Below are 22,122 nucleotides of genomic sequence, written 5' to 3'. Positions count from 1 at the left end.
ATACCTATCGAGATTGCGAGTCGCCGGTAGCTGTGATCCAGACGGCTGAGGGCTGAAAGTTGGCGGCTCATGGCGTGATCGCAACGAAGGAGGTGCTGTGATGGCATGCAACGTGGGCGGAATCGAGCGGCCGATTCGGATCATTCTGGGAGTGCTGTTGATCGGCATCGGAGCCTTTGCGGGGCTTCCGCCTATCGGTACGGGGGTGATTCTGGCGGTAGGGACCATCGCATTGGCGACGGGAACGATCGGGTATTGTCCGGTGTGGACACTGTTCGGCGTCAACACCTGCCACCTTGAAGCGGCCAAAAAATCCTGAGTCGTCAGATGTGGGGACTGAGTTCGCTCTTCACCGAGCAGGAAGGGGTTTCGCTCGAGTGAAGGGGGGTGGTCTGTGGATCAAAGACCGTCTGAAACGTGCCAGTGACAATGTCGTCATTGGACGATCGCGAAGGAGGTGACGATGCCCAAGGTAGTGAAAGATGGAGTACCGGCAGGCGGTTTTAAGACCGTCGGACAAATCGTGGGGACGAACCAAATACTGGTGAATCGTAACCAAAATGCTCTGGAAGTTGCGGCCGATTTGCTGACGACTCATACGCCTGGAGCGCCTGTGGTCGATGACGCGGGACAATATGTCGGGTTCATCAGTGAATTCGATTTTCTGAAAGCGCTCGACTCGAATGTGGACCTTAATCAGGTGACGGTGGAACGGATTATGATCCGAGAGCGGATCATCGTGACGGCGAATACCTCGATCGATGACGCGGTTCGGATCATGGAAGAAAAGCATCTACTCAATCTTCCTGTCGAACGGGACGGCACCATCGTGTATACGCTGACCCGGCATGATTTGCTCCGTGCCCGAATTGGTCTTGGGTTGGACATCGAGAGCTAGATGGCCTGAGGGACGAGCGTCAGCGTGTCGATCTCAGAGGAGACGAGAGTGGATTCACTTTCGTCTCCTCGTCTCTCTGGGAGCACCCCTTACGAGGGAAGGTGAACGTGAGTCATTCAGGTGGAACCGCGACCAGTGGCGGGAAAGGCTTTTCAACGCCTGTTGGATCGCGACGAACGTTTTTTCATTGGATCACGCTGGCGGCAGCCGGATTCGTCGGCCTCGGGCTTTCGATTCCTTTGCTCAGTACGCTGGTCTCCCCGGCGTTTCAGCGGCGCCATCGCGACTGGGTCGATGTCGGGCCGGTCGATGAACTGTCTTCAGGCCATCCGAAGCAATTGGACCATGTCACGACGGTCCGTGACGGCTGGCTGGCGACCACTGCTCACAAGGCGGTGTGGGCGGTCAAGCAAGCGCAGGGCGACATCAAGGTGTTTTCGCCGATCTGTACGCACCTGGGCTGCGGCTATCGTTGGGATGAAACGGACAAAAAATTTCTCTGTCCCTGCCACGGAAGTGCCTATGACGTGAACGGGCAAGTCGTAGGTGGGCCCGCTCCGCGTCCCCTCGATGTCCTTCCTTCAAAGGTGGAAGGGGGGCGGCTTCTGGTGATGTATAAGGAATTCAAGTCAGGGTTGGGAGAAAGTGTTGAGCTGTGAGTGCGTCGCGGTGCGTGTGTCGTGGTCAGTGTCGAGTGGCGCTTCTCGTGAAGCGTCTACAGGCACGATTCAACACTGAGATCTGGGAGTCGAATGTCTTCTCGCCTGTACGATTGGCTCGACAGCCGTCTGAATCTCAAGCCAGTCCAGCGCACGTTGCTCGATGAGCCTATCCCCGGCGGGGCCAGTTGGATTTACGTCTTCGGCTCCATCACGCTGTTCCTGTTCCTCATGCAGGCCGCTACGGGCATGTTTCTCGCGCTCTATTATGCGCCCACCCCCGACCATGCGTACGACAGCGTTCGATTTATCGAAACCGACATTACCTTGGGATGGTTCGTGCGAGGCCTGCACCATTGGGGTGCCTCGTCGATGGTCGTCGCGATCGGGCTTCACATGCTTCAGACGTTTCTGTATGGCGCCTACAAAGCCCCGCGCGAAGTGATGTGGATGGTCGGGGTGCTGCTGTTTCTGCTCGTGATGACCTTTGCCTTCACCGGCTATCTCCTGCCCTGGGATCAAACGGCCTATTGGGCGACTCAAATCGGGATCAATATGGTGGGCACGGTCCCGCTCATCGGAGATGTGGCCTCTCGCATCCTGCGCGGCGGTGAAATTCTTGGCGCCCTGACACTCTCACGATTTTTTGCGATTCATGTGTTGTTTCTACCTGCGATCCTCATCACGGGGATTGCCGTGCACCTGTTCGTCCTGCGGCGAGTGGGGCCGGCAGGACCCTGGACCGACGACCGGGCGTCATTGGGCGCCGAAACGTTTGCTCCGCGGCAGGTCTACATGGATGCCGTCGTCATTGCCTGTGTATTTCTGGTCGTGGCGATCCTCGCGTTCACCATCCCTCTGCCCTTGACGGATAAGGCCAATCCGTCCGATACGAGCTTCGTGCCGGTTCCAGAATGGTATTTTCTCTTCTATTACGAATTGCTCAAGTACGTACATGGACCGCTTGAACCGGTGGCGACTTGGGTGCTGCCGCTTTGCGTGATCCTGGTCATGTTGTTCTGGCCGTTTATCGATCGCAACCCCGTGCGAAATCCTATTCGGCGGCCCGTCGCGCTTGGTGGCGGCCTGCTGTTCCTCCTCGTCGTGTTCGGGCTGCTGGGTGTTTCGATCAAAAATCTCTATGCGGTGCCGAGAACCGACCCCTCCGTGGCCAGAGGGAAGACGGTGTATGCGCAGCTCGGCTGTGTCGGCTGTCATCGGATCCATGGGGAAGGCGGTGCCGTGGCGCCGGATCTGTCGACCATTGGGGACATGAGGCCGGATCGTACCTGGCACCTCAAGCATTTTCGTGACCCTCAATCCGTGTCGCCGGGTTCGTTTATGCCGAAATTCCCTCTCACCGAGCAGCAGCTGAATGACCTGACGAGTTATATGTTGAGCTTAACGCGCACGACGTAGCATGGCGGCGTCGCCTGCGGGAACGACGTGCGCGTCGAATGGTGAAGAGAGGATCGGGTAAGGAGGCGCATGATGCAGAGAAGCGGTGGATTGGGCGTGGTGATGCTGATGCTGATGGTGCTGGGGGTGATTCCTCTCAATGTCGCAGAGTCCGGACAAGCGAACCCTGAAGCCGGGAAGAAGCTCTACGCGACAAGTTGCCAAAATTGCCATGGCCCGACGGGAAAGGGCGACAGCGAGATGGCCGCCTACCTGGCGCCGCCTCCTGCCGACCTGACGGCGAAGCCGACGCAGACAAAAACCGATGCGCAGTTGCGCAAGATCATCATGGAGGGGCGCTCGGGAACGGCCATGACCGGGTATGCCGCATCGCTGAACGAGGCGCAAATCGCAGACCTGCTGGCCTACATTCGATCGCTCCAGCCCTGAGTGCTCTGTCGGGCGAATCCTTTTCCTAAAAACTGTCCCTAATCACCACGCATGAGGGTGGCATGGCATCCTGCGGCTGTGGCGTGATGCCGCAGGGAGACGGCTGTCGTTGGGGCTTTTGTCGCCAGCGCTGCCGAGGAGTCGTTCCTACCCCACGGAACCAATGGAGGATAGCCCTGTAGCGGGGATGGGTCGCCTGGTACATAGCTTGCGAGATCAATACGTATGCGGAACCTTATTCTGAGCGGTCTGTTTACCATGGCAGTGGTAGGCGGTTGTGTCGGCTCACAAGGAGCGAGCCAGGTTGGTCATTCAGGCGGTGCGCAGGCAGAGCCGGAAGGAATCGATGCCGTATTCAGCCATCCGTTACCCGATTCCATCCCCGGCGGTCAGCGCGGCGAGCAGATCCGCCTCGGATACCAGCTGGTCGTCCACACTCAAGAATTTGCGTCATCCTATGTAGGGAACGGGCTGACTTGTGCCAATTGTCATTTGGACGCGGGGCTTGATCCCAATTCGGCGTCGTTTGTCGGACTCTCGAAGGTCTATCCGGAATACCAGGCGCGAGCCGGCCGGGTGCTCACCCTGGCCGATCGCATCAACGACTGTGTGGTACGTAGCTTAAACGGCAAAGCGATTTCCGAGGACAGCCACAAGCTTCACGCGATGGTGGCCTACATCGAATGGTTGTCGAAAGACGTTCCGGAAGGAAGCCGCATGGCATGGCGGGGCATTCCGCGTCTCGCCGCGGTGAAGTCGCCGAATCCCTCGAGCGGTGCGAAACTGTATACGGCCCGTTGTGCATTCTGTCATGGCGCGGACGGCCAGGGCACCATGGCGGCGCCGCCCTTGTGGGGCGACCGGGCCTTCAGTATCGGGAGTGACATGGCGCGTCTGCCGGTGACGGCATCCTTCATCAAATCGAATATGCCGCGGACCAGAGGGTGGGCCTTGTCGGATCAGGATGCCTACGATGTCGCCGCCTATCTCAACGCTCGACCTCGCCCGGACTTTGCCGGGAAGGGCGGTGATTGGCCGAAGGGCGGAAAGCCATCGGACGTGTCCTATTAAGTCCATGACGCGAAGGTGATCCAAACGTTGTCCGCAGTGTGGATGCGGGTAGCTGAGGCAACGGAGTACGTAGGGGAGCCAGTGATGAAGCTCAGCGTGGCCTATCAAGGTGGAACGCGTTACGACATCCTCAGCGATCGCCACCGAGTCGTGACTGATCAACCGGTGGACGGCGGCGGGGCGGATGCAGGCATGACGCCGGTGGAATTGTTTGTCGGCTCCGTGGCGAGTTGCGTGGGCTACTTCGTAGGTGAGTTCTGCGCGCGACATGACATTTCCCGTGAGGGGCTGAGGGTTGAGGCGGAATGGGCCATGGCGGAGGGCCCTCATCGAGTCGGGCAGATTCAACTGTCGATCCGCATTCCTCACCGTATCACGCCGGAACTCAAAGAACGGTTGTTGAAAGTCGCCCACGGATGTACGGTGCATCAATCGGTGGTGGTGCCGACGGGCATTGCCATCGAGTTGAATCCGCACATCCACATGACGACGCCAACGTAGCAGAAGGATGCGCATGACAGTTTCTCGGCGTGGATGGTTGAGATCGGTGTTGCAGGGAATCGGTATTGGAGCACTCGTCAAGGGCGCGATCCCGGCGGCCGAAGGCCATCAAGCGGACGCGATTGGACAGGGGAGCGGTCCGCTCACGGTGCGGGTCACGCGGCCGTTCGACGCCGAAACCCCGGTGCGCGAGTTCACATCCTGGTTGACCCCCAACGAACGATTCTTCGTGCGCAGTCATTTTGGTCCGCCTGCAGCCGAGGCCGTCCAGCCCGAGACCTGGCGACTGACCGTGAAGGGGTTGGTCAAGGAAGGGCTCAGCCTGTCACTGAAAGATCTTCATGCGTTCGAATCGGTGACAGTGACGGCTGTGCTGCAGTGCAGCGGGAACGGGCGCGCGAACCATCGCCCCAAGGTGCCGGGCGTGCAATGGGAGCGCGGTGCGGTCGGGAACGCGCAGTGGACCGGCGTGAGGTTGCGCGATGTGCTGGAGCGCGCCGGTGTGAAACCCCAGGGCGTCCACGTTCAGATGCAGGGCGCCGATCGTCCCGCTCTTCCTACCGTGCCTCTGTTCACGAGAAGTATTCCCATCGCCAAGGCGCTTCATCCCGATACGCTCCTCGCCTTTGAAATGAATGGTCGTCCGTTGCCGCTCTTGCATGGTGCGCCGCTCCGGGTCATCACTCCAGGTTGGATGGCGGAATCCTGCATGAAATGGTTGACGGAGCTCACGGTACGGGCCGATGAAACACCCGGCTACTATATGCAGCAGGCCTATCGCATGCCGGAGACATCGATCCAGCCGGGATCCGGATTGCCGGGGACCGTGATGGTGCCGGTCGAACAGATGCCGGTGAAGTCGCTGATCGCCGCGCCGGGTGAGGGTGATACGGTGAGGAAAGGACCCGTGACCGTTCAAGGGGTAGCCTGGGCCGGTGAGTTCGCCGTGGCGCACGTCGAAGTATCCTGTGATGACGGAAAGACCTGGGAGCAAGCCCGGTTACTCGGAGAGGGACAACCCTATGCCTGGCGGCAGTGGCAATATGTGTGGACTCCCAGGACGGTCGGCCCCACGGCTCTGCTCTGCCGCGCCACGGATGCACGGGGTGAACAACAGCCGGCAACCAGTTCGTGGAATCCCGGAGGATTTTTGTGGAGTGGATGGGACCGCGTGGCGGTGACGGTGGCGGCATGAGCAGGTCACGACACGGTTCCTTCCTCGTACTGCTCTCTCTGCTGTCTGTCATGCTTGGTCTGGTCGTCATCACCGCAGCGCAGGAGGATGAGCGACCATCGCTTCCCACTCCTCAGTCTCGACGGGCCGCAACCTTGATCATGGCCCGATGCGCCGTCTGCCACACGACCGATCTCATTTCACAGCAACGGCTGCCGGAAGAACGCTGGATTGCCACCGTGGAGAAGATGGTCCATTGGGGCGCCGAACTGTCCAAGGAGGAGACCGCACTGGTCCTCCAGTATGTGACTGCGCGCAATCATCCCGGAGCATCGGATCACTTGCCGACCATCGAGCAAGAGTTGGCGATGACTACGCCGCCGGCTGGGCCGCAGGCGACGAACGAAGAGCCGTTGACCGGCGTTCCCACGCGCGGCGCGGGACTGTATGCACACAACTGTCAGGCCTGCCATGGAGAAGGGGCGGTCGGCGGCGTGGGGCCGAAACTGGCGCGGAACCTGATTCTCAAGAATGACGGGGCGTTTTGGGAAACCGTGCTCCATGGTCGAGGTCCGATGCCGGCCTGGGGGGCGGTGCTGAGCCATCAAGACATCGCGGATATTCACGCGTGGCTGGCCACGCGATAACCGCGCAATTGGATACGTGAACGAAAGGGGTGCCTCATGGGGCGACGACGGATAGTGACGGTCGGGTGTGCGCTGGTCTTTGTCATGGCCTTGATGTCTTTCCCGCGCCTGTTGCTGGGCAGCGAGCAAAGCCATGTGAAAGATCTGATTCAAACCAATTGTGCGGGTTGTCATCGACTGGAGGGAAAAGCCGATTCGCGATTCAATCTCAAGGCCCCCGATTTGATTTGGGCTGGGAGTAAGTATCAGCGTGCCTGGCTGCTTCGCTATCTGACGGGAAAAGAGGCCCCTCTGTATCCGAAGGGGTATCGGTGGGACCTTGCCGAAGGACCGATGCGGCATCCTGTGGTCGGTGACGACGAAGCGGCGGCGATTGCCGACTACTTTCAACAACACAACAAGGACCCGCGGGTGACGGTCGGTGCATTCGATCTCGCCAAGGTCAGCAAATTCGATGCGACGTTCGGAGGTATCGCGTATAAGGCGCATGCCTGCCTCGGGTGTCACCTCATCGAGGAGAACGGGGCGCTCATCGGTGGTCCGCAGAGTGCATCCCTGGCGGCGGCAGGGCAGCGGTATGACAAGGACTGGCTGTTCCGGTTCGGACTGAATCCGCAGGACTTTGTGCCGCACAGCGGCGAATTCCTGGCCGATGCGACGGAGCCGCAGCTGCGAGCGGTGATTGGGTTTCTCATGGTGCAGGGTGTGAAGGACTTCAAATATTACGAACCGTGGACGGCGCCTGAGTTCGGTCTGGCCAGCGTGGATCGCGGGAAAGTGCTCTACAAAGAATATTGTTCGCAATGCCACGGGGCGACCGGCAAGGGTGATGGTCCGGCGGCTTCCGGCTTGAATCCGAAGCCGGCCGTGCACGCGAACATTCCCTTCGAGAAATTGCCGACGGATTATCTGTACAACGTCATTAATCATGGCGGCGCCGCGATGGGGAAGTCGCCGAACATGCCGTACTGGGGGCTGACGATCGGGCAGCAGGGCGTGGCGGATGTGATGGCGTATTTGAAGGCCACCTTCAAGGGCGGACCTGATCAGGCTCAGGCGTCGGTGGGAGGCGGGGCCTCTGGGGTCTGTCCACAGCCGAGAAAGACGGCGAAGGCGCCGCCAGAATTTCTGTCGAAGACCAATCCCTTGCCGAGCTCGGATGCCATGATTCAGTCGGGGAAGACACTCTTTCTGCAGACGGCACAGCCGGTGGCCTGCGCCATGTGCCATGGCGAGAAAGGCAACGGCCAGGGCTTCATGGGCGCGGCGTTGATTCCACCGCCTCGCAACTTTACCTGCGGCTCGACGATGAAGGACTTGCCCGATGGGCAACTGTTCTGGATCATCAAAAACGGGTCGCCTGGAACCGGCATGATGTCGTTTGCCGCATTGCCGGATGAGCAGGTGTGGCAGTTGATTGCCTATGTGAGAAGTCTGGCGAAGTGAAATGAATAGGGCCGATGGCCGACGCGTATGGCGCGAGGAAGAGGCCGGGTACCGTGTCTTCGATCTCAGGCATACGCTATCGGCCATCAGCTCGTATCTTTACGGACGAGAGACGAACGAGGGAGGTTGTGAGTGGCGACATTTATCATTTCCGGCAGTCGTGGCACAGACGATCCGACCATGGCGAGCTTACCGTTCATGGCGGCGAAGACGGCCAAGGAGCAGGGGCACGATGTGGTGTTGTGGCTGTGGAACGAAGCCGTGACGTTGGGGCGCAAGGGCACGGCCGACCATGTGATCGGCGTGAATCTGAGTCCTTTGAAAGAGGTGTTGGCCGCGGTGCAGGCCGCGCAGGTTCCGATCTGGGTCTGCGGAGCCTGTGCCGTTGCTCGTCAAATCAATGGGACGGATCTCGTCGCCGGTGCATCGATCAAGGGCATGCCGGATTACATCAAGGCCGTAGCCGAACGTGATCGAAACGTGGCGTTCTAGTCCGGTATGAAGAAACAAGGGGGGCGCATGGCCGCAGAGGGACCAACAAACGGAAAAGCCAAGGGCCGCAAAGAGCGCGAGCCGGAGGAGCCAGGGGTTGTGCTCGGAGACAACGATTTGGACGACGACCTGGAGGTGATTCCTACCGCCGTGCCGCTTGCAGGGGACGGCTATGAAACGGCACGTGATCCCGGCGGCGCCATGGCGGCGGGGCTTATCGGGGAAGCAGGACGGATCTTGAGCGAGGAGGACCTCCGCCGGGTCAATACGCGTCGGGGGCTCATTCAGCTGATCAAGAGCAAGAGCATCGATCTGGAAGACGTGCGCAAGACCCTGCTCTATGAGCAGGAGTTGCGGCAGTTACAGGTAGAGTTGGTGCGGTTGCAACGGTGGGTGCAGGCCGATGGTCAGCGCATTGCGATTCTCGTGGAAGGGCGCGATGCGGCCGGAAAGGGCGGCACAATCCGTCGGTTCACCGAACACCTGAACCCGCGAGCGATGCGGGTGGTGGCCCTGCCGAAGCCAACGGACGATGAGCGAGGGCAATGGTATTTTCAGCGCTACATCCGGCAATTGCCCAACAAAGGCGAAATCGTCTTCTTCGACCGGAGTTGGTACAACCGGGCGGTGGTGGAGCCGGTCATGGGATTCTGCAGCAAGAAGGAGCACCAGCGATTCCTGCAGCAGGTCACGGAATTCGAACACATGTTGTACGAAGACGGTGTCACCATCATCAAGTTCTGGTTCTCGATTTCCAAGGAGGAGCAGGCGAAGCGTTTTGAGGCGCGCCGGCAGAATCCGCTCAAACAGTGGAAGCTGAGCCCGGTCGATGAAAAGGCGCAGGAGATGTGGGATTCGTACACTCGATATAAGGAAGAGATGTTCGGCAAGACGCATACGACCTTCAGTCCTTGGATCATCGTGAAGGCGAACGACAAGCAGGCGGCTCGTTTGGAAAGTCTGCGGTATGTGCTGAATTTGCTGCCGTACAAGGGGAAGGACGAGGCGCAGATTCGACTCACGCCGGATCCCAATGTCATCACGCGGTTCCATCGGAAGATGGCCGAGCTGGATTTCTGACCGTGGCGACAGGGCAAGGGGAACTGGGCCCATCCATCAGCAGGGTACGAACATGGCAAAGGGAAAACCAAGCCGCACGCTGTGGGGGGTGTTGTGTCTCGCGCTGCTCTGTGGCGTATCCGATGCGTGGGCAGCCGGACATGATGTGATGAGGCCGCGTGTTTCGGCCGATAAACTGGCCGAAGCCCAAGCGTTGAGGAGTCCCTTGCCGGATTCGCCCCAGACGATCGACAAGGGCAACGCGCTCTATGCGGGCAAAGGCACCTGCATCAATTGTCATGGTCAGGAGGGTGATGGCCATGGGCCGCTCGCGGCGCAGCTCAATCCGGCGCCCCGGAACTTCCAGCATCATGGCTTCTGGCGCCACCGTACGGAAGGCGAAATCTTCTGGGTGATCAAGTATGGATCGCCCGGCACCAGCATGGTCGGCTTTGCCGACCAACTGACGGATGAAGAGATCTGGGCGATTATTCAATACACACGGACCTTCCGACGTCATCACGGCATGCGAGGGCGCGGCCCGATGGGGCATGGTGGAAGGCGGGACTCCCGAGGCTCCGACCACATGGACCAAGACGAGGATGCGCCTGCCGTGCCGCAAACACCTCCGGCTCCTGAAAAGGAGTGATTGCGCCCTGCCGCTCCACCCACCGTGCTTGCTCTGCCGTCCTCTTCACCTGACCTTCCAGCTCACAGCACCATGAGATGCAGTGCCGTCGTCCGATCAGCGCGAGCGGGACGGCCGGCGACGCTCATTGTGCCCTGATGCGTTTTGCGACAGTGCGGCTTCTGCGCGGTTCTGGAATTCCCCAGTCCCATCACAGGACGCCTATGCGGCCGAGCGTATCCCGGAAAATCCTCGCCAAAGCAGTCACTTGCCCAAGGTTCACACGGCAGGGCCTGGCACGCCCTCTGCTTTGGACAAAGACCAAGTGAAGGCGCATGCCCGAGCTCATGTTTTTAACCGGGAAGGAGAGATCACCATGGCCGATCAGAGTGGGAATTGTTCGGGGGTGGGGGTGTCGATCGCGTTTCTGAGTGGAGCCGTTCTCGGTGCGGTAGCAGCCATTCTCTATGCGCCCAGGTCCGGAGAAGAGACGCGTACGGCATTGCGTGGGTATGCGCGCCGCACGGAAGAGGAGATGTTGGAGAAGGCCCGGGAGATCCGAAAAGACATCTCCGAGACCGTGGATGAGGCCAAACAGTATCTGCGAGAGACGGAAGCGACGATTGCCGCTGCATTGGCGGCGGGGAAAGACGCATTCAAGAAGGAGCGGGCGGATCGAGCCTGAGATGGTGGCAGTACGCTTTCACGGGCGTGGCGGGCAAGGCGCCAAGACGGCCAGTCGCATTCTTGGCACTGCGGCGTTTGTGAGCGGATATGTGGCTCAGGATTCCCCGATCTATGGGGCTGAACGGCGAGGGGCGCCGGTTGCTGCGTTCACGCGCTTCGGTCGGGAGCCGATCCGGGAGCGGGGGCCGATCGCCCATCCGGATGTCATCGTCGTGGCGGAGGCCTCATTGCTGGACGATGCCGGGGCGCATGTCGTAGAAGGGATGACCGAGCAGACGGTCCTGTTCGTCAACTCGTCGTTGAGTAGCGAAGCAGTACGCGCCCATCGGTTCTTGCCTACGCAGGTGAGCACGCGGGATGTGACAGGGATGGCATTGGAACAATTGGGGCAGCGTGAGGCGATCAGTGCGTTGCTCGGCGCCGTGGCAGCCAAGCTTGTAGGGCTGGAGTGGAAACCTCTCCAGTCCGCGATCAGCCGGGAGCTGGCCGATCTCGGTGTGGCTGGGGCAGTGATCGAGCGGAATCTCACACTCGCACGGGTGTGTTATGACTCGGTTGAGCCGGCCGTGCTGGCATCGTGTAGCGACCGGGCCGGTGGCGTGTCTCCCCTGCACACGCCGACCTATGAACCGCCGACGAAAGGCACAGCCAGAATCAGCGCGGCCGGAAATTCGGTGTTGCGCGAAACCGGCGGGTGGCGAACGTTTCGACCAGTGTTGATCGCAGACAAGTGCAATGGGTGTTGGTTGTGTTTTGCCTATTGTCCGGACGGGGTGATTGCCATGAACCGGGAAGATCATCCGGTTGTGGACTATGCCCATTGCAAAGGGTGTCAGATCTGCGTGCACGAATGCCCGACTCACGCATTGGTTGCGGAGCGGGAGAAGGAAGGCGGGGTGGCATGGACAGCCACATGATGACCGGGAACCTGGCCGCCGCGTGGGGAGCCAGGTTGGCGGACGTAGATTATATTCCGGCATTTCCCATTACCCCGCAGACGGAAATCGTGGAAGCCTTGGCCGCGTGGTGCGAACGCGGTGAGTTGGCGGCGCGATTCGTGAGTATGGACTCCGAGCACTCGATGATGACGGCAGCCGGTGCCGCGGAAGTCACCGGCGCGCGCGTGTTTACCGCCACATCTAGTCAAGGCTTGCTTCACGCGTTCGAAGTGCTCTACTCGATCTCGGGCTGGCGCGCACCGCTCGTGCTGGTGAATGTCTCGCGGGCCTTGGCCGCTCCGATTACGTTGGAGTCTGATCATAATGACGTCTTGGCCGCGCGGGATTCCGGGTTTCTGCAGATTCATGCGGAGACCTGCCAGGAGGTGTTGGATTCGATCTTGATGGCGTACAAGATTGCCGAAGATGAACGCGTGATGTTGCCGGTCATCGTGAATCTGGACGGGTTTACGCTGTCGTTTACCCGCGAGCCGGTGAGCCTTCCTGATCCGAACAGGGTGCGACAGTTTCTGCCTCCCTTCCGCCCCTCCCATCTTGGCTTCACGGCCTCGTCTCCGCATGCGTTGGGCGTGGCCGTGATCGGCGGCACGCCGTACGCATACTTCCGGCATCAAGTGCATTTGGCGGCACAGAATGCACTTGAGGTGCATCAGGAAGCTGCGGACTCGTTCCACGCACTGTTCGGTCGACGCTATGATCTGCTCGAAGGTTACCGGTTGGATGATGCGGAAGATGTGCTTGTGATGACGAACTCGGGCGCAAGCGCAGGCAAGGCGGCGGTCGACGCTGCCAGAGCCAAGGGGAGGCGAGTGGGGTTGCTTCGGTTGCGGGTGATTCGCCCCTGGCCGGCTGAGGCTATTCGACAGGCCTTACGCGGGCGACGGGCCGTGGCTGTGTTGGACCAGAATCTGGCGCCGGGGCAGGGTGGGATTCTCTTCCAGGAAATCGCGGCCTGTTTGTATCATGAGTCCGCGCGACCCCGGGCACTGTGCTCCTTCGTCGGCGGGTTAGGCGGTCAGAATCTGTCCGAAGGCGAATTCCAGGCCGTTTTCGATCAGACGGCAGAGGCAGGAGTCCGCGGAACCGTCGGCGCCCCGGTCTTGCTGTACAGTGCCGACGAACATCGAGAGATGACGCAGTTGCAGCTGGTTGCGGCTGGAAACGGGAAACGCAACACGTAATACGTGAAGAAGACGAGAGCGGCCATGTGGCAACGTGAGACGTTCAAGAAGATCAAGCAGATTCCACGTGAGGAGCATGTGCTGCCGGGAACGGCCTTGTGCGCCGGGTGCGGGGGGCTGGAAGCCTTGCGGCTCGCGGCGAAGGTGCTGGGCGACCAGGTCGTCTATGTGAATGCCGCCGGCTGTTTCACCATGTTGGCGGCCTATCCTTTTAGCTCATTCAAGGGATCGTGGATGTATACGACCATGGGCTCGGCGCCGGCCGGTGCACAGGGCATTCGCGATGCGTTGGATGTGTTGATCGCCAAGGGACGGCTGCCGAAGAGCGAGGATCTCAAAGTCGTCGTGCTGGGCGGCGACGGCTCCACGTACGATATGGCCTTGTCGTCGACCTCCGGAGCGATGCATCGCACGCTCGACTTTTATTACATCTGTTACGACAACGAAGCGTACGGCAACACCGGTATGCAGCTGTCCCCGGCTACTCCCTATGCTGCGCGGACGGCGACGTCACCCTGCAGTCTGCATCATCCTGCCGCGACGGTTCAGGAGAAGAAGGACATCTTTGAGATTTGGCGGGCGCATCGGCCTCCGTACATTGCGACGGTCGCCCCACGGTATCCGTTAGACTTGGAGGAAAAGTTTGCGCGGGCCGCCGCGTTCACCGGGCCGAAAATGTTTCTCGCCCTCTCCGCCTGTCCGACCGGCTGGTTGTATGATCCGGGAGCCACGCCGGAGGTGGCTAAGTTAGCCGTTGAGACCGGGCTCTGGCCGCTGAAGGAAGCCGTCAACGGGACGATTACCCACACGTACATCCCGAAGCGCAAGCCGGTGGAGGCGTATCTGCAACTGCAGGGACGCTTCCGACATCTGTTCGAGCCGACCCTGCAAGCGGACACCATTCGCCACATTCAAGAGGGCGTGGACCGTTATTGGCAACAGGCGACACAGGAGCAGGCATGAGTCGGCGGCGATTGCGGGCGCGGGCTGGGCTGGCCTGCATGGTTGTGGTAGTGGGTCTCATGACCGGCTGCGTGGAGCAGCACACCTCGTCTGCGCGCGGTGTGACGCCGGTGCATCTGCCGGATGTACGCACGCCCATTCCGCTCGAGGCGGAGGCGCGACAGGAACATCGCGCTGTGATGCTCCAACATTTGGAAACGATTCAAGCGATCGTGGCGGCCCTGGCCGACGAAGACTATCGGTTGGCGCAGGGGCTGACGGAATCACATCTGGGATTCTTTATGCATCGGTACGCCATGGCCAGGCAGGAACCGGCTGACTTTCCGCCGGCCTATCACGATCTCGCGATGGCGCATCATGCGGCTGCCGAGAAGCTGGCCGAGGTGATGCCGACCCAGGATCTGAAGCAGATCCTGCCTCAGTTCAACACTGTGCTCAAGGCCTGTGTGGCGTGTCATTTGGAATACAAACTTCGTCATTCATAACCAAGGAGCAAGGCATGTCGAACGAAAAAATCAGTGTGACGTTTGAGCAGGATCATGACCGGTTGGATGCACTCTTCAATACCTTCCAGCAACTGAAGCGGACAGATTTCGCCAAGGCGAAGGACGCCTTCGTCGAGTTCAAGTATGGCCTGCAGCGACATATCGTGTGGGAGGAAGATGTGTTGTTTCCCAAGTGGGAGGAAAACTCCGGCATGGCGGAAGGCGGCCCGACGCAGGTCATGCGTACCGAGCATCAGATGATCGGCCAATGCCTGGAGGCCATCCATGACAAAGTTCAGCAACAGAACCCCGAGAGCGATCGGGAGGAGCAGCGGTTGGTGGAGATCCTGACATCACATAACATGAAGGAGGAACGGATTCTCTACCCGTCGATCGATCAAGTCATCAGCGAGGCGGAGCGGGTGGAACTCTATCAGGCCATGAAGGAGATCCCGGAAGAGCGGTATCGAACCTGTTGCGGGAGCGGGCAGTCATGACGGGCCGTGGGGTCGTTCGGTTCGGTTGTCTACTGGGGCTGCTCTGTGTGGTTGCAGCGCCTCGGGAGGCGACATCCTTTCCCGGTCGATCCGGTGAAGCCTCGCACTCGGAGGGAGAGGCGACGGGGTGGCTGATCGCCGAATCGAACGGCATGGCGGCGAACCCCCACAGTGATCTCATTTTTCGTGCGACCGGCGCGACCACCTGCCTGGATTGTCACCGGGCCGGAAAAGACGGCCTGATGCTGGCGCAGGTGCAGGACAACGAATTGGTGCAGGCCCTGAGGGCCAAGGCGAAAGGTATTCACGGGCCAGGCAGATTTGCGGACTGTTTGCGCTGTCATGCCGGCGGCAGTAAGGGAGTTGAGCGGTACCGAAAGTAATCACGGGCTGATGAAGAACGGACGGCGGACATGATGGGCGTGCGGTGGCGTCTCATCGCGGTCGTCGCGGCGACAGTCGGTGCGGTGGTCGGTGCGTTGGCCTTTGAGGCGCTGCTCAGTCTCGACAAGGTCACCCCATTCGGCCATACCGGGTACGGGCATGGAGTCGGCTGGGCAGGACTGGCTGTCACGCTGTTGGTGTTCGTGTATCCGTTTCGAAAGCGAGCCAGTCCCACGCGTCGCTGGCCGCGCGCATGGTTTCGAGTCCACATGGTGGCAGGCGTCATAGGGCCACTGCTGATTTTTATTCATTCCGGCGCCCATTACCATGCGGTGGTGCCGATCCTGGCCATGGTGTCCATGGTCGTCGTAGTCGTCAGTGGAATCGTGGGACAGTTGGTGCACGCCGCGAGCCTCAGGACGCTCAACGAGCAGCGCCACCTCCTCCAACATCAGGGAATGTCCGAAAACGACATCGACGCGCAGTTGCATGGGATGGCTTCCCAGGAAGAGGCATTTCGTCTTTGGCAGGCGATTCATGCACCGATGACGCTGATGTTTCTGGTCTTCGCCCTCCTGCATGTGGTGGGGGCATTGTTCTTTGCCGGAATCTCATGAGTCATGCGATACCTCCCGCTTCCGAGAACAGCGATTCCGGCGGTGGCCTTGACGACCCTCGTGTTGATGATCTGGGTGGGGTGGGGAACCGAGCGGAGTCCCGCCGCGTTCTGGGCTCCGGGCGACCTCAGCCGGTATCATGTCGATACCGCCGGTTGCACGAACTGCCATGCGCCGTTTGGTGGACCGAGCGCGACCCGCTGTGTGCGTTGCCACTCAGAAGGGTATTTTGAGAGTCGTGCGACTCCGGCGGTCTCCATCTGGCATCGCGATCTGGCTGTTCGACAGACAGCTTGTACCGGGTGCCATACGGAACATCGCGGGGCCTTGGCTCACATTACCGAAGAGACCAGGATGAATCCCCATGGCGATCTGGTGTTTCGCGCGACGGGCGCCGGCTCCTGCACCGCCTGCCATGCGTTCGGCACACGGGTCGCGACGAAGGTGACGCTGAAAGACGAGCTCATTGTGCGGCGGTTGTATGAAAAAGGGCGAGGCGCACATCAACCGGGCCGAATGGGGGACTGCCTCTCCTGTCATGGCGGAGGCGGGCCGTGACCGAAGGTAAGCAGAGGTCCATGCAGCTGCATCTTGAGCAGGCCTTTTCGAGTGAGCAGTCGCTCCGTGACATGATTGCGCAGCGCAAGGTCTGCTTCGACCATGACCCGTTTTTTGTCAAGATGGGCGACGGACGGATCGTCCAGATCGGGTTTCAGCTCAATCTGTACGGGGCCTTTAGAGATTCCGCCCAATTTCCGCTGAATGACGACGAGGAACATCGGGCGATTCTCGGCGATTTACAGCGCCTGTGCCGGGTGTTCTTTCAGACACTCGACCTGCTCAAGCCTTGCGAACATCCGCAGCCGCCTGCCCACCGCATCGTATTTTCACCGGAACGCAAGAATCGCGCGGAGGTCTGTCTCCAGATTCCCATTTTCGATTTGGCGCACTACGCCGATGGGGCCGCTCGTCAGGTGCAGGAGCTCTTAGCGACGGCTGAATGTTTGTTGAGGCATGTCGGCGCGCGCCGTCTGGTGTGGGAGAAGGAGTCTGTCGATCGCGGCTCCCCCACGGGCGACTGCGCGGCGCAGGTGACGGAGCTCCGGGAGCAGCCTGAATCGACTTCGAGCACCGAGTGATGCGGAGTGTTAGGGGTTCTTTCCCGCTACCCTGATCCTCGCATCGACGATGCGGTATCCTTCTCCCGGTGCGAGGGCGAAGATGGGGTTGAGATCGAGTTCCACGATTTCGGGCACCTCTTCGACCAACCGCGAGAGTCTCAGGAGCAGTTCCTGGATGGCATCGACGTCTGCGGGCGGATGGCCGCGATACCCTTGTAGCAGACGATAGCCCTTGATGCTCCGAATCAGGTCCGCCGCGTCCAGCTCCGTCAACGGTGTGATCCGGAACCGCACGTCCCCGAGAATTTCGACGTGTATCCCGCCCAGCCCGAATCCAATCAAAGGGCCGAAGGAGGGATCTTGGACCATGCCGGCCATCACCTCGACGCCATCCTTTACCATCGGCTGGACGAGCACCCCTTCCATTGCGTCCAGATGCCGGCCTTCGGCCAGTCGTGCGGCGATGTCGTCGTAGGCGCGTCGGACCTCGGCCTTGTTGGCGAGATTCAGATGGACGCCGCCGATCTCGGTTTTGTGCACGAGGGTGTGCGAAGCCAGTTTCACGGCGACCGGAAAGCCGATCTGGGCAGCGAGCGTAGCCGCTTCCTCGGCGCTTGTCGCCACTCCGCCGGGCGGCAGTGCAATTGCCATTGCGGACAAGACCGCACGTGTTTCCGAGACCGTCAACCAGCCGCCTCCCCTCGTGGCCAGCACGTCGCGGCAGATGGTTTGCACGGCCGGCAGGTTCAGATCGTCGAAATCGGGGACCATCCCCAGTGGGCGATCGCGCCATTGCACATAGTCGGTGATGGTTCCCAAGACGCGTGCAGGAAGTTCAGGGAGGCCGAACGTCGGAATGGTTTCAGTCGGCAGGGCGAAACGACGTTCGCGGTCGGATTCTACCATCCATCCGATATGGACCGGCTTCCTCATCGGCTGAGCCGCCCGCACAGCGGCAATGCCGCGAGTAATACCTTCCGCAATAGGGGCGACATCCGTGCTGGTGACCGCGATATACAGAATGATCAAGGCGTCGATATCGTCCGAGCTCAGCAGCGTGACGATGGCGTGCTCGTATTGCTCGGGGGTTGCCGAGGCGATCAAATCGACCGGATTGTGCAACGAGGCGGAGGTGGGAAGAAAAGGCGAGAGTCTGGTCACTGTGGCTTGAGACAATTCCGGCACCTCGAGCCCCGCCGCTTCACAGGCATCCGCGCAGAGAATGGCGGGCCCGCCGGCATTGGTCAGGATGCCGACGCGGTTGCCTTTCGGTAAGGGCTGCTCCGACAGGGCTCCCGCGAGTGCAAACATATCTTCCAGCGTGTCGGCGCGTAAGATGCCGGTTTGCCGAAACAATGCCTCAACGGCGACGTCATTGGCGGCCAGCGCGGCAGTGTGCGAGCCCGCGGCACGTTTGCCGGACGCTGTCCGCCCCGCTTTGAGTGCGACGATGGGCTTGTTGCGGCTGACTCGCCGCGCGATGTGGGCGAACCGTCTGGGGTTGCCGAACGATTCCACGTACAACAGGATGACGGTTGTGGCGCAATCGCTCTCCCAATATTGCAGGAGGTCGTTCACGGAGACATCCGCTTTGTTGCCGACGCTGACGAAGGTCGAAAGCCCGAGGTGCAATCGCCCGGAAGCGGCGAGCAGGGCCAGCCCCAAGGCACCGCTTTGAGAGGACATCGCAATCGAGCCGGCGAGGGGAAATGTGGAGGTGAAGGTGGCGTTGAGTTTGACGGCCGGGTCTGTATTCAGGATGCCGAAGCAGTTTGGCCCGACCATCCGCATACCATGCTGCCGTACCTTCTCCAGCAGCTGTGCTTGCAGACGACGTCCTTCCTCTCCGACTTCGGCGAATCCGGCGGTGATGACCACCAACGCGCGGACTCCGGTCGCCGCGCAGTCGTCTACCACGGAAAGAACGGCTTCTTTCGGCACGGCAATGACGACGAGATCGGCCGGTTCAGGCAGGGCGCGGAGTGAGGGAAAGGCTTCGACATCGGCAATCTTCGACGCATGCGGATTGACCGCGTAGCAGTGCCCGCGAAACCCGTTGCTGTGCAGCGCATCAAGTATGCGGTAGCCGATACTCTGGGGGGAGCGTGAGGCGCCGACCACGGCGACGGTGCGAGGATGGAACAGGGGGCGCAGCGAAGCGGTTGTGGCAACTCGTTCGCGCCATTCCGACTGCCGCACGCTTTGATCGGTCGGTGTCAGCGACAACTCGACCTCCATGTCGCCGCCCTCCAGATGTTCTTCTATGGTAAAGCCTGACGTGGCGAACACTTCGCGCATCGCCAGGTTGTCCGCATGGGTGATGGCCCAGAGCTTGGTGAATCCGTGCCGAATGGCCAACAGAGCCAGGCGTTCGAGAAGGATGGTGCCGAGTCCATGCCCATGGAGCCGGTCGTCCACGGCCATCGCCACTTCTGCTTCATGCGGGCCTCGTGCATGGTAGGAGCCGGAGGCGATGATGTGCAGCGCATCGTCCTGGCGGCGGAGGACGAGCACCGTCAGGCACCGTTGCGGTTGCGACGCATCACAGAGCGCACGGATCACCTCGGCGGGCGGCGCCGTTTCTGAAAAGAAGCGATGGCGTGTGGCTGCCGGAGACAGGCGTTCGACGAAGCGTTGTAACTCGTCGGCGTCGCCGGGTTGCGCGATCCGCAACAGGGCCGTGGTTCCATCGCTCAGGATGGTGTGTCCCGCGTCGGGCCCATCATCTCGAAGCGGCGGCATGTGGCGGGGGCGGATACGTTGCATGGGAAAGTGCTCTGATCAGATGGAGACTCGCGACGGGCGAACTCCCTGCGGGGATCATGAACGGGTTGCGAGTGGGTTGCAACCGCTGACCTGTCGCTCGTTGGCTGGGTGACGGATCCTGGCCTCGCCCCAGGATCCGTACGACGGTGCGATGTCTCAGCCTGAAGCCTTGCACGCGGAACCGCGGAAGCCAGGTCGCTAACTCACGAAATCAGGTGTAGCCACGGACCGGATGTAGGCCAACACGTCCAGCATTTGCTGATCCGTCAATTTGCCGCGATAGCCGTGCATGGGGCTGAACAGGGCGCCGTTCGCAATCGTAATCAGCAGCTCCCAATCGGTCTTGGCCCGCGAGTTGACCGACTGAAAATTTGCCGGCCGCACGATCAGATACTGTCCCTCCGGCCCGTTCCCGTCCAGCTTCTCCCCGTGGCAGCGAAGACAGGTCTTTTCGTAAATCGCCTGGCCGTCGCGAGGGTTGCCACGGTGGGTTTGTCCGGCGGCCCAGGAGCTTCCCAGGATGACGAGGCAGAGGGCACAGAGGATGCTGAAGGTTTTCATGCGCGGGCTCCTTTATGATTCGATGTCTGCCAAAAGATTGTCGCTCTGTTCATCGCACAATCAATACGGGACAGGGGACCTGGTGGAGCAGTGCGTGGGAAATACTCCCCAGGAGAAACCGCTCCAACCCTTTTCGTCCGTGCGAGCCGATGATCAACAGGTCCGCCGACTTGGCGCGTTCCGTGAGAATATCTGCTGGATCGCCGATGCTCACCTGCGTACCGACCGTATACCGGCTGTTCATCAGCGAGGCGGCGAGATTCTTGATCAGGTCTTCCGCCGAACGGACGGCGATGCCGGTCCAATCCTGTAGCGGGAAGAGGCTGAAGGGATCGGTGGCGGGGATCGGCTGCACGACGCTGACGATGGTGAGATCGACCGGATTCTTGAACGGATGGGCGAGCAGCCAGGCTTTGATGCGCGCCCCGTCTTCATGTCCTTCCACGGCGACCGTGACGCGTTTGACCGGAGCTTCCCGTTCTTTCACGATTAAGGTCGTGCAATCCGCATGCATCGCCACGCGGTGGGAGACACTTCCCAGGACGAATTCGCCGACACGCCCGCGCCCGCGCGCGCCGAGCACGATCAGCTCAGGCCGCAGGTCCCGCGCCTTGTCCAAAATCAGCGAGGCCGGCTTGGCGAATTCACAGACGCGCGCAACCGACACGCCTTCGGACGGCAGGAGCGTGGTGGTGTGATCCAGCAGTTGCTCACCGGCTTTCTTCATGGCGTTGCGGAAGTCGTCATACCCTTGCATGCTGCTGACTTCCGCGACGATCGGATATTGAAACATCCCCAAATCGATCCCATGCACCAGCGTGACGTCGTGCAGATCGTAGAGATATGAGGCTTCTCGAACGGCTGCAAAGGCCTGCTCCGACCAGTCGAGTGCGATCAGAACGCGCATAGGCCTCCTTTCAGAATAAAGGATGCGGTGACGTGCCGAAGGGCATCAACCGCGGAGAATCGCCGACGTTACCGCGAATACGCCACTGCCCGTCTTCGAACGTCATATAGTGGACTTCCTCATACCAACTGTCGATCGGGACGCGCAGGCCGCCGGTCTTGGAGAGGCCGGACAAGCTGCCTGTGCAGGTCACTTCGATGATGGTCTTGGAGCCGCTGCCCACCTTGGTCAGCCGGGAAAAGTGATGGGCATCGGCGAGGTCTTGGAATTCATCGAACAGATTGGCCCACACCTTTCGCATGTCGGATTTTTTGAGTCCGTGGTAGTCGTATTGCTCGGAATAAAGGGCCATTACGACATTCAGGTCACGCGTGCGGATCGCGTCATCCGCCCTGCGGAAGGTCGTCATCACCGCCTCCGCCGTCGCGTGATCCAGATCCGACGCCGCTCCCGGCATCAGCTGCATCTCCGCTGTTGCCGGAGTGAGCGTGGAGATGAGCCACAGGCTCACGACCGGGATGCGGGTCCAGCGCATGAATGTTCGTTTCCCCATTGCAACCCCCTGGCGAGG

At 60.6% G+C, this 22,122-nt stretch carries 27 protein-coding genes; 23 read left to right on the top strand and 4 right to left on the bottom strand.

What is annotated here, in order from left to right; genetic code table 11:
• The first annotated feature begins 100 nt into the window (after positions 1 to 100).
• The 23 genes from JNL86_07170 (at position 101) to JNL86_07060 (ending at position 17,335) form a co-directional block, all read left to right on the top strand.
• Positions 101 to 319, top strand: a complete 219-nt coding sequence (locus tag JNL86_07170; protein ID MBL8042685.1) for a DUF2892 domain-containing protein — start codon at positions 101 to 103, stop codon at positions 317 to 319.
• 144 nt (positions 320 to 463) lie between these two features.
• Entirely contained in the window at positions 464 to 898 is a 435-nt protein-coding gene (locus JNL86_07165) for a CBS domain-containing protein (GenBank protein MBL8042684.1), read from the top strand.
• Positions 899 to 1,005: 107 nt separating this feature from the next.
• On the top strand, positions 1,006 to 1,557 hold the full coding sequence (locus tag JNL86_07160) for a ubiquinol-cytochrome c reductase iron-sulfur subunit (GenBank protein ID MBL8042683.1): 552 nt from the start codon (positions 1,006 to 1,008) through the stop codon (positions 1,555 to 1,557).
• 93 nt (positions 1,558 to 1,650) lie between these two features.
• Positions 1,651 to 2,976, top strand: a complete 1,326-nt coding sequence (locus tag JNL86_07155; protein MBL8042682.1) for a cytochrome b N-terminal domain-containing protein — start codon at positions 1,651 to 1,653, stop codon at positions 2,974 to 2,976.
• 69 nt (positions 2,977 to 3,045) lie between these two features.
• Positions 3,046 to 3,405 carry a cytochrome c gene (locus JNL86_07150; protein ID MBL8042681.1) on the top strand — a complete coding sequence of 120 codons (360 nt, stop codon included), beginning with the start codon at positions 3,046 to 3,048 and terminating at the stop codon, positions 3,403 to 3,405.
• A 225-nt stretch (positions 3,406 to 3,630) separates the two neighbouring features.
• Positions 3,631 to 4,476 (top strand): c-type cytochrome, encoded by an 846-nt coding sequence (locus tag JNL86_07145; GenBank protein ID MBL8042680.1) that lies wholly within the window; start codon positions 3,631 to 3,633, stop codon positions 4,474 to 4,476.
• Between the two features lie 84 nt (positions 4,477 to 4,560).
• Complete coding sequence (locus JNL86_07140) at positions 4,561 to 4,977, top strand: OsmC family protein (GenBank protein ID MBL8042679.1); 417 nt, start codon at positions 4,561 to 4,563, stop codon at positions 4,975 to 4,977.
• A 13-nt stretch (positions 4,978 to 4,990) separates the two neighbouring features.
• Positions 4,991 to 6,172 (top strand): sulfite oxidase, encoded by a 1,182-nt coding sequence (locus tag JNL86_07135; GenBank protein MBL8042678.1) that lies wholly within the window; start codon positions 4,991 to 4,993, stop codon positions 6,170 to 6,172.
• A complete protein-coding gene (locus JNL86_07130) occupies positions 6,169 to 6,798 on the top strand; it encodes a c-type cytochrome (GenBank protein ID MBL8042677.1) in 630 nt (209 codons plus the stop codon). The genes JNL86_07135 and JNL86_07130 overlap by 4 nt, the downstream gene beginning before the upstream one ends.
• A gap of 36 nt (positions 6,799 to 6,834) precedes the next feature.
• On the top strand, positions 6,835 to 8,244 hold the full coding sequence (locus tag JNL86_07125; protein ID MBL8042676.1) for a c-type cytochrome: 1,410 nt from the start codon (positions 6,835 to 6,837) through the stop codon (positions 8,242 to 8,244).
• A 132-nt stretch (positions 8,245 to 8,376) separates the two neighbouring features.
• Entirely contained in the window at positions 8,377 to 8,736 is a 360-nt protein-coding gene (locus JNL86_07120; GenBank protein ID MBL8042675.1) for a DsrE family protein, read from the top strand.
• Positions 8,737 to 8,835: 99 nt separating this feature from the next.
• The gene (ppk2, locus tag JNL86_07115) at positions 8,836 to 9,816 is read left to right on the top strand and encodes a polyphosphate kinase 2 (protein MBL8042674.1); all 981 of its coding nucleotides are present in this window, start codon (positions 8,836 to 8,838) and stop codon (positions 9,814 to 9,816) included.
• A gap of 52 nt (positions 9,817 to 9,868) precedes the next feature.
• On the top strand, positions 9,869 to 10,444 hold the full coding sequence (locus tag JNL86_07110) for a c-type cytochrome (protein ID MBL8042673.1): 576 nt from the start codon (positions 9,869 to 9,871) through the stop codon (positions 10,442 to 10,444).
• Positions 10,445 to 10,799: 355 nt separating this feature from the next.
• Positions 10,800 to 11,108: a YtxH domain-containing protein gene (locus JNL86_07105; GenBank protein MBL8042672.1), complete on the top strand. Its 309-nt coding sequence runs from the start codon at positions 10,800 to 10,802 to the stop codon at positions 11,106 to 11,108.
• A gap of 1 nt (position 11,109) precedes the next feature.
• A complete protein-coding gene (locus JNL86_07100) occupies positions 11,110 to 12,027 on the top strand; it encodes a 2-oxoacid:acceptor oxidoreductase family protein (GenBank protein ID MBL8042671.1) in 918 nt (305 codons plus the stop codon).
• On the top strand, positions 12,012 to 13,250 hold the full coding sequence (locus JNL86_07095; protein ID MBL8042670.1) for a pyruvate synthase: 1,239 nt from the start codon (positions 12,012 to 12,014) through the stop codon (positions 13,248 to 13,250). Before JNL86_07100 ends, JNL86_07095 begins: the two co-directional genes overlap by 16 nt.
• 24 nt (positions 13,251 to 13,274) lie before the next feature.
• Positions 13,275 to 14,213 carry a pyruvate synthase gene (locus JNL86_07090; GenBank protein MBL8042669.1) on the top strand — a complete coding sequence of 313 codons (939 nt, stop codon included), beginning with the start codon at positions 13,275 to 13,277 and terminating at the stop codon, positions 14,211 to 14,213.
• Positions 14,210 to 14,698 carry a cytochrome c gene (locus JNL86_07085; protein MBL8042668.1) on the top strand — a complete coding sequence of 163 codons (489 nt, stop codon included), beginning with the start codon at positions 14,210 to 14,212 and terminating at the stop codon, positions 14,696 to 14,698. The genes JNL86_07090 and JNL86_07085 overlap by 4 nt, the downstream gene beginning before the upstream one ends.
• A 14-nt stretch (positions 14,699 to 14,712) precedes the next feature.
• The gene (locus tag JNL86_07080) at positions 14,713 to 15,195 is read left to right on the top strand and encodes a hemerythrin domain-containing protein (protein MBL8042667.1); all 483 of its coding nucleotides are present in this window, start codon (positions 14,713 to 14,715) and stop codon (positions 15,193 to 15,195) included.
• Positions 15,192 to 15,578 carry a hypothetical protein gene (locus JNL86_07075; GenBank protein ID MBL8042666.1) on the top strand — a complete coding sequence of 129 codons (387 nt, stop codon included), beginning with the start codon at positions 15,192 to 15,194 and terminating at the stop codon, positions 15,576 to 15,578. The genes JNL86_07080 and JNL86_07075 overlap by 4 nt, the downstream gene beginning before the upstream one ends.
• 30 nt (positions 15,579 to 15,608) lie before the next feature.
• Positions 15,609 to 16,196 (top strand): hypothetical protein, encoded by a 588-nt coding sequence (locus JNL86_07070; protein MBL8042665.1) that lies wholly within the window; start codon positions 15,609 to 15,611, stop codon positions 16,194 to 16,196.
• 3 nt (positions 16,197 to 16,199) lie between these two features.
• A complete protein-coding gene (locus tag JNL86_07065) occupies positions 16,200 to 16,754 on the top strand; it encodes a CxxxxCH/CxxCH domain-containing protein (protein ID MBL8042664.1) in 555 nt (184 codons plus the stop codon).
• Positions 16,755 to 16,774: 20 nt separating this feature from the next.
• Entirely contained in the window at positions 16,775 to 17,335 is a 561-nt protein-coding gene (locus JNL86_07060; protein ID MBL8042663.1) for a hypothetical protein, read from the top strand.
• Between the two features lie 9 nt (positions 17,336 to 17,344).
• Here the strand turns inward: JNL86_07060 and JNL86_07055 are convergent, their stop codons facing one another.
• From JNL86_07055 to JNL86_07040, 4 genes are all read right to left on the bottom strand, one after another.
• A complete protein-coding gene (locus JNL86_07055; GenBank protein ID MBL8042662.1) occupies positions 17,345 to 20,083 on the bottom strand; it encodes a GNAT family N-acetyltransferase in 2,739 nt (912 codons plus the stop codon).
• Positions 20,084 to 20,281: 198 nt separating this feature from the next.
• On the bottom strand, positions 20,282 to 20,644 hold the full coding sequence (locus tag JNL86_07050; GenBank protein ID MBL8042661.1) for a cytochrome c: 363 nt from the start codon (positions 20,642 to 20,644) through the stop codon (positions 20,282 to 20,284).
• Positions 20,645 to 20,693: 49 nt separating this feature from the next.
• The gene (locus JNL86_07045) at positions 20,694 to 21,551 is read right to left on the bottom strand and encodes a universal stress protein (protein MBL8042660.1); all 858 of its coding nucleotides are present in this window, start codon (positions 21,549 to 21,551) and stop codon (positions 20,694 to 20,696) included.
• 10 nt (positions 21,552 to 21,561) lie between these two features.
• Positions 21,562 to 22,086, bottom strand: a complete 525-nt coding sequence (locus JNL86_07040; GenBank protein MBL8042659.1) for a nuclear transport factor 2 family protein — start codon at positions 22,084 to 22,086, stop codon at positions 21,562 to 21,564.
• Positions 22,087 to 22,122: the final 36 nt, after the last annotated feature.

Source organism: Nitrospira sp. (assembly GCA_016788885.1).
In the GTDB taxonomy this organism is placed as follows: domain Bacteria; phylum Nitrospirota; class Nitrospiria; order Nitrospirales; family Nitrospiraceae; genus Nitrospira_A.
The sequence above is the reverse complement of the archived record's forward strand: the minus strand, read 5'-3'. Positions and strand labels throughout refer to the sequence as shown.

Excerpts from the sequence above, each read along its gene's own strand:
- JNL86_07170 (MBL8042685.1), top strand. The coding sequence starts at position 101 with ATGGCATGCAACGTGGGCGGAATCGAGCGGCCGATTCGGATCATTCTG.
- JNL86_07165 (MBL8042684.1), top strand. The coding sequence starts at position 464 with ATGCCCAAGGTAGTGAAAGATGGAGTACCGGCAGGCGGTTTTAAGACC.
- JNL86_07155 (MBL8042682.1), top strand. The coding sequence starts at position 1,651 with ATGTCTTCTCGCCTGTACGATTGGCTCGACAGCCGTCTGAATCTCAAG.
- JNL86_07150 (MBL8042681.1), top strand. The coding sequence starts at position 3,046 with ATGATGCAGAGAAGCGGTGGATTGGGCGTGGTGATGCTGATGCTGATG.
- JNL86_07145 (MBL8042680.1), top strand. The coding sequence starts at position 3,631 with ATGCGGAACCTTATTCTGAGCGGTCTGTTTACCATGGCAGTGGTAGGC.
- JNL86_07140 (MBL8042679.1), top strand. The coding sequence starts at position 4,561 with ATGAAGCTCAGCGTGGCCTATCAAGGTGGAACGCGTTACGACATCCTC.
- JNL86_07135 (MBL8042678.1), top strand. The coding sequence starts at position 4,991 with ATGACAGTTTCTCGGCGTGGATGGTTGAGATCGGTGTTGCAGGGAATC.
- JNL86_07130 (MBL8042677.1), top strand. The coding sequence starts at position 6,169 with ATGAGCAGGTCACGACACGGTTCCTTCCTCGTACTGCTCTCTCTGCTG.
- JNL86_07125 (MBL8042676.1), top strand. The coding sequence starts at position 6,835 with ATGGGGCGACGACGGATAGTGACGGTCGGGTGTGCGCTGGTCTTTGTC.
- JNL86_07110 (MBL8042673.1), top strand. The coding sequence starts at position 9,869 with ATGGCAAAGGGAAAACCAAGCCGCACGCTGTGGGGGGTGTTGTGTCTC.
- JNL86_07105 (MBL8042672.1), top strand. The coding sequence starts at position 10,800 with ATGGCCGATCAGAGTGGGAATTGTTCGGGGGTGGGGGTGTCGATCGCG.
- JNL86_07100 (MBL8042671.1), top strand. The coding sequence starts at position 11,110 with ATGGTGGCAGTACGCTTTCACGGGCGTGGCGGGCAAGGCGCCAAGACG.
- JNL86_07095 (MBL8042670.1), top strand. The coding sequence starts at position 12,012 with ATGGACAGCCACATGATGACCGGGAACCTGGCCGCCGCGTGGGGAGCC.
- JNL86_07090 (MBL8042669.1), top strand. The coding sequence starts at position 13,275 with ATGTGGCAACGTGAGACGTTCAAGAAGATCAAGCAGATTCCACGTGAG.
- JNL86_07085 (MBL8042668.1), top strand. The coding sequence starts at position 14,210 with ATGAGTCGGCGGCGATTGCGGGCGCGGGCTGGGCTGGCCTGCATGGTT.
- JNL86_07080 (MBL8042667.1), top strand. The coding sequence starts at position 14,713 with ATGTCGAACGAAAAAATCAGTGTGACGTTTGAGCAGGATCATGACCGG.
- JNL86_07075 (MBL8042666.1), top strand. The coding sequence starts at position 15,192 with ATGACGGGCCGTGGGGTCGTTCGGTTCGGTTGTCTACTGGGGCTGCTC.
- JNL86_07070 (MBL8042665.1), top strand. The coding sequence starts at position 15,609 with ATGATGGGCGTGCGGTGGCGTCTCATCGCGGTCGTCGCGGCGACAGTC.
- JNL86_07065 (MBL8042664.1), top strand. The coding sequence starts at position 16,200 with ATGCGATACCTCCCGCTTCCGAGAACAGCGATTCCGGCGGTGGCCTTG.
- JNL86_07060 (MBL8042663.1), top strand. The coding sequence starts at position 16,775 with ATGCAGCTGCATCTTGAGCAGGCCTTTTCGAGTGAGCAGTCGCTCCGT.
- JNL86_07055 (MBL8042662.1), bottom strand. The coding sequence starts at position 20,083 with ATGCAACGTATCCGCCCCCGCCACATGCCGCCGCTTCGAGATGATGGG.
- JNL86_07050 (MBL8042661.1), bottom strand. The coding sequence starts at position 20,644 with ATGAAAACCTTCAGCATCCTCTGTGCCCTCTGCCTCGTCATCCTGGGA.
- JNL86_07045 (MBL8042660.1), bottom strand. The coding sequence starts at position 21,551 with ATGCGCGTTCTGATCGCACTCGACTGGTCGGAGCAGGCCTTTGCAGCC.
- JNL86_07040 (MBL8042659.1), bottom strand. The coding sequence starts at position 22,086 with ATGCGCTGGACCCGCATCCCGGTCGTGAGCCTGTGGCTCATCTCCACG.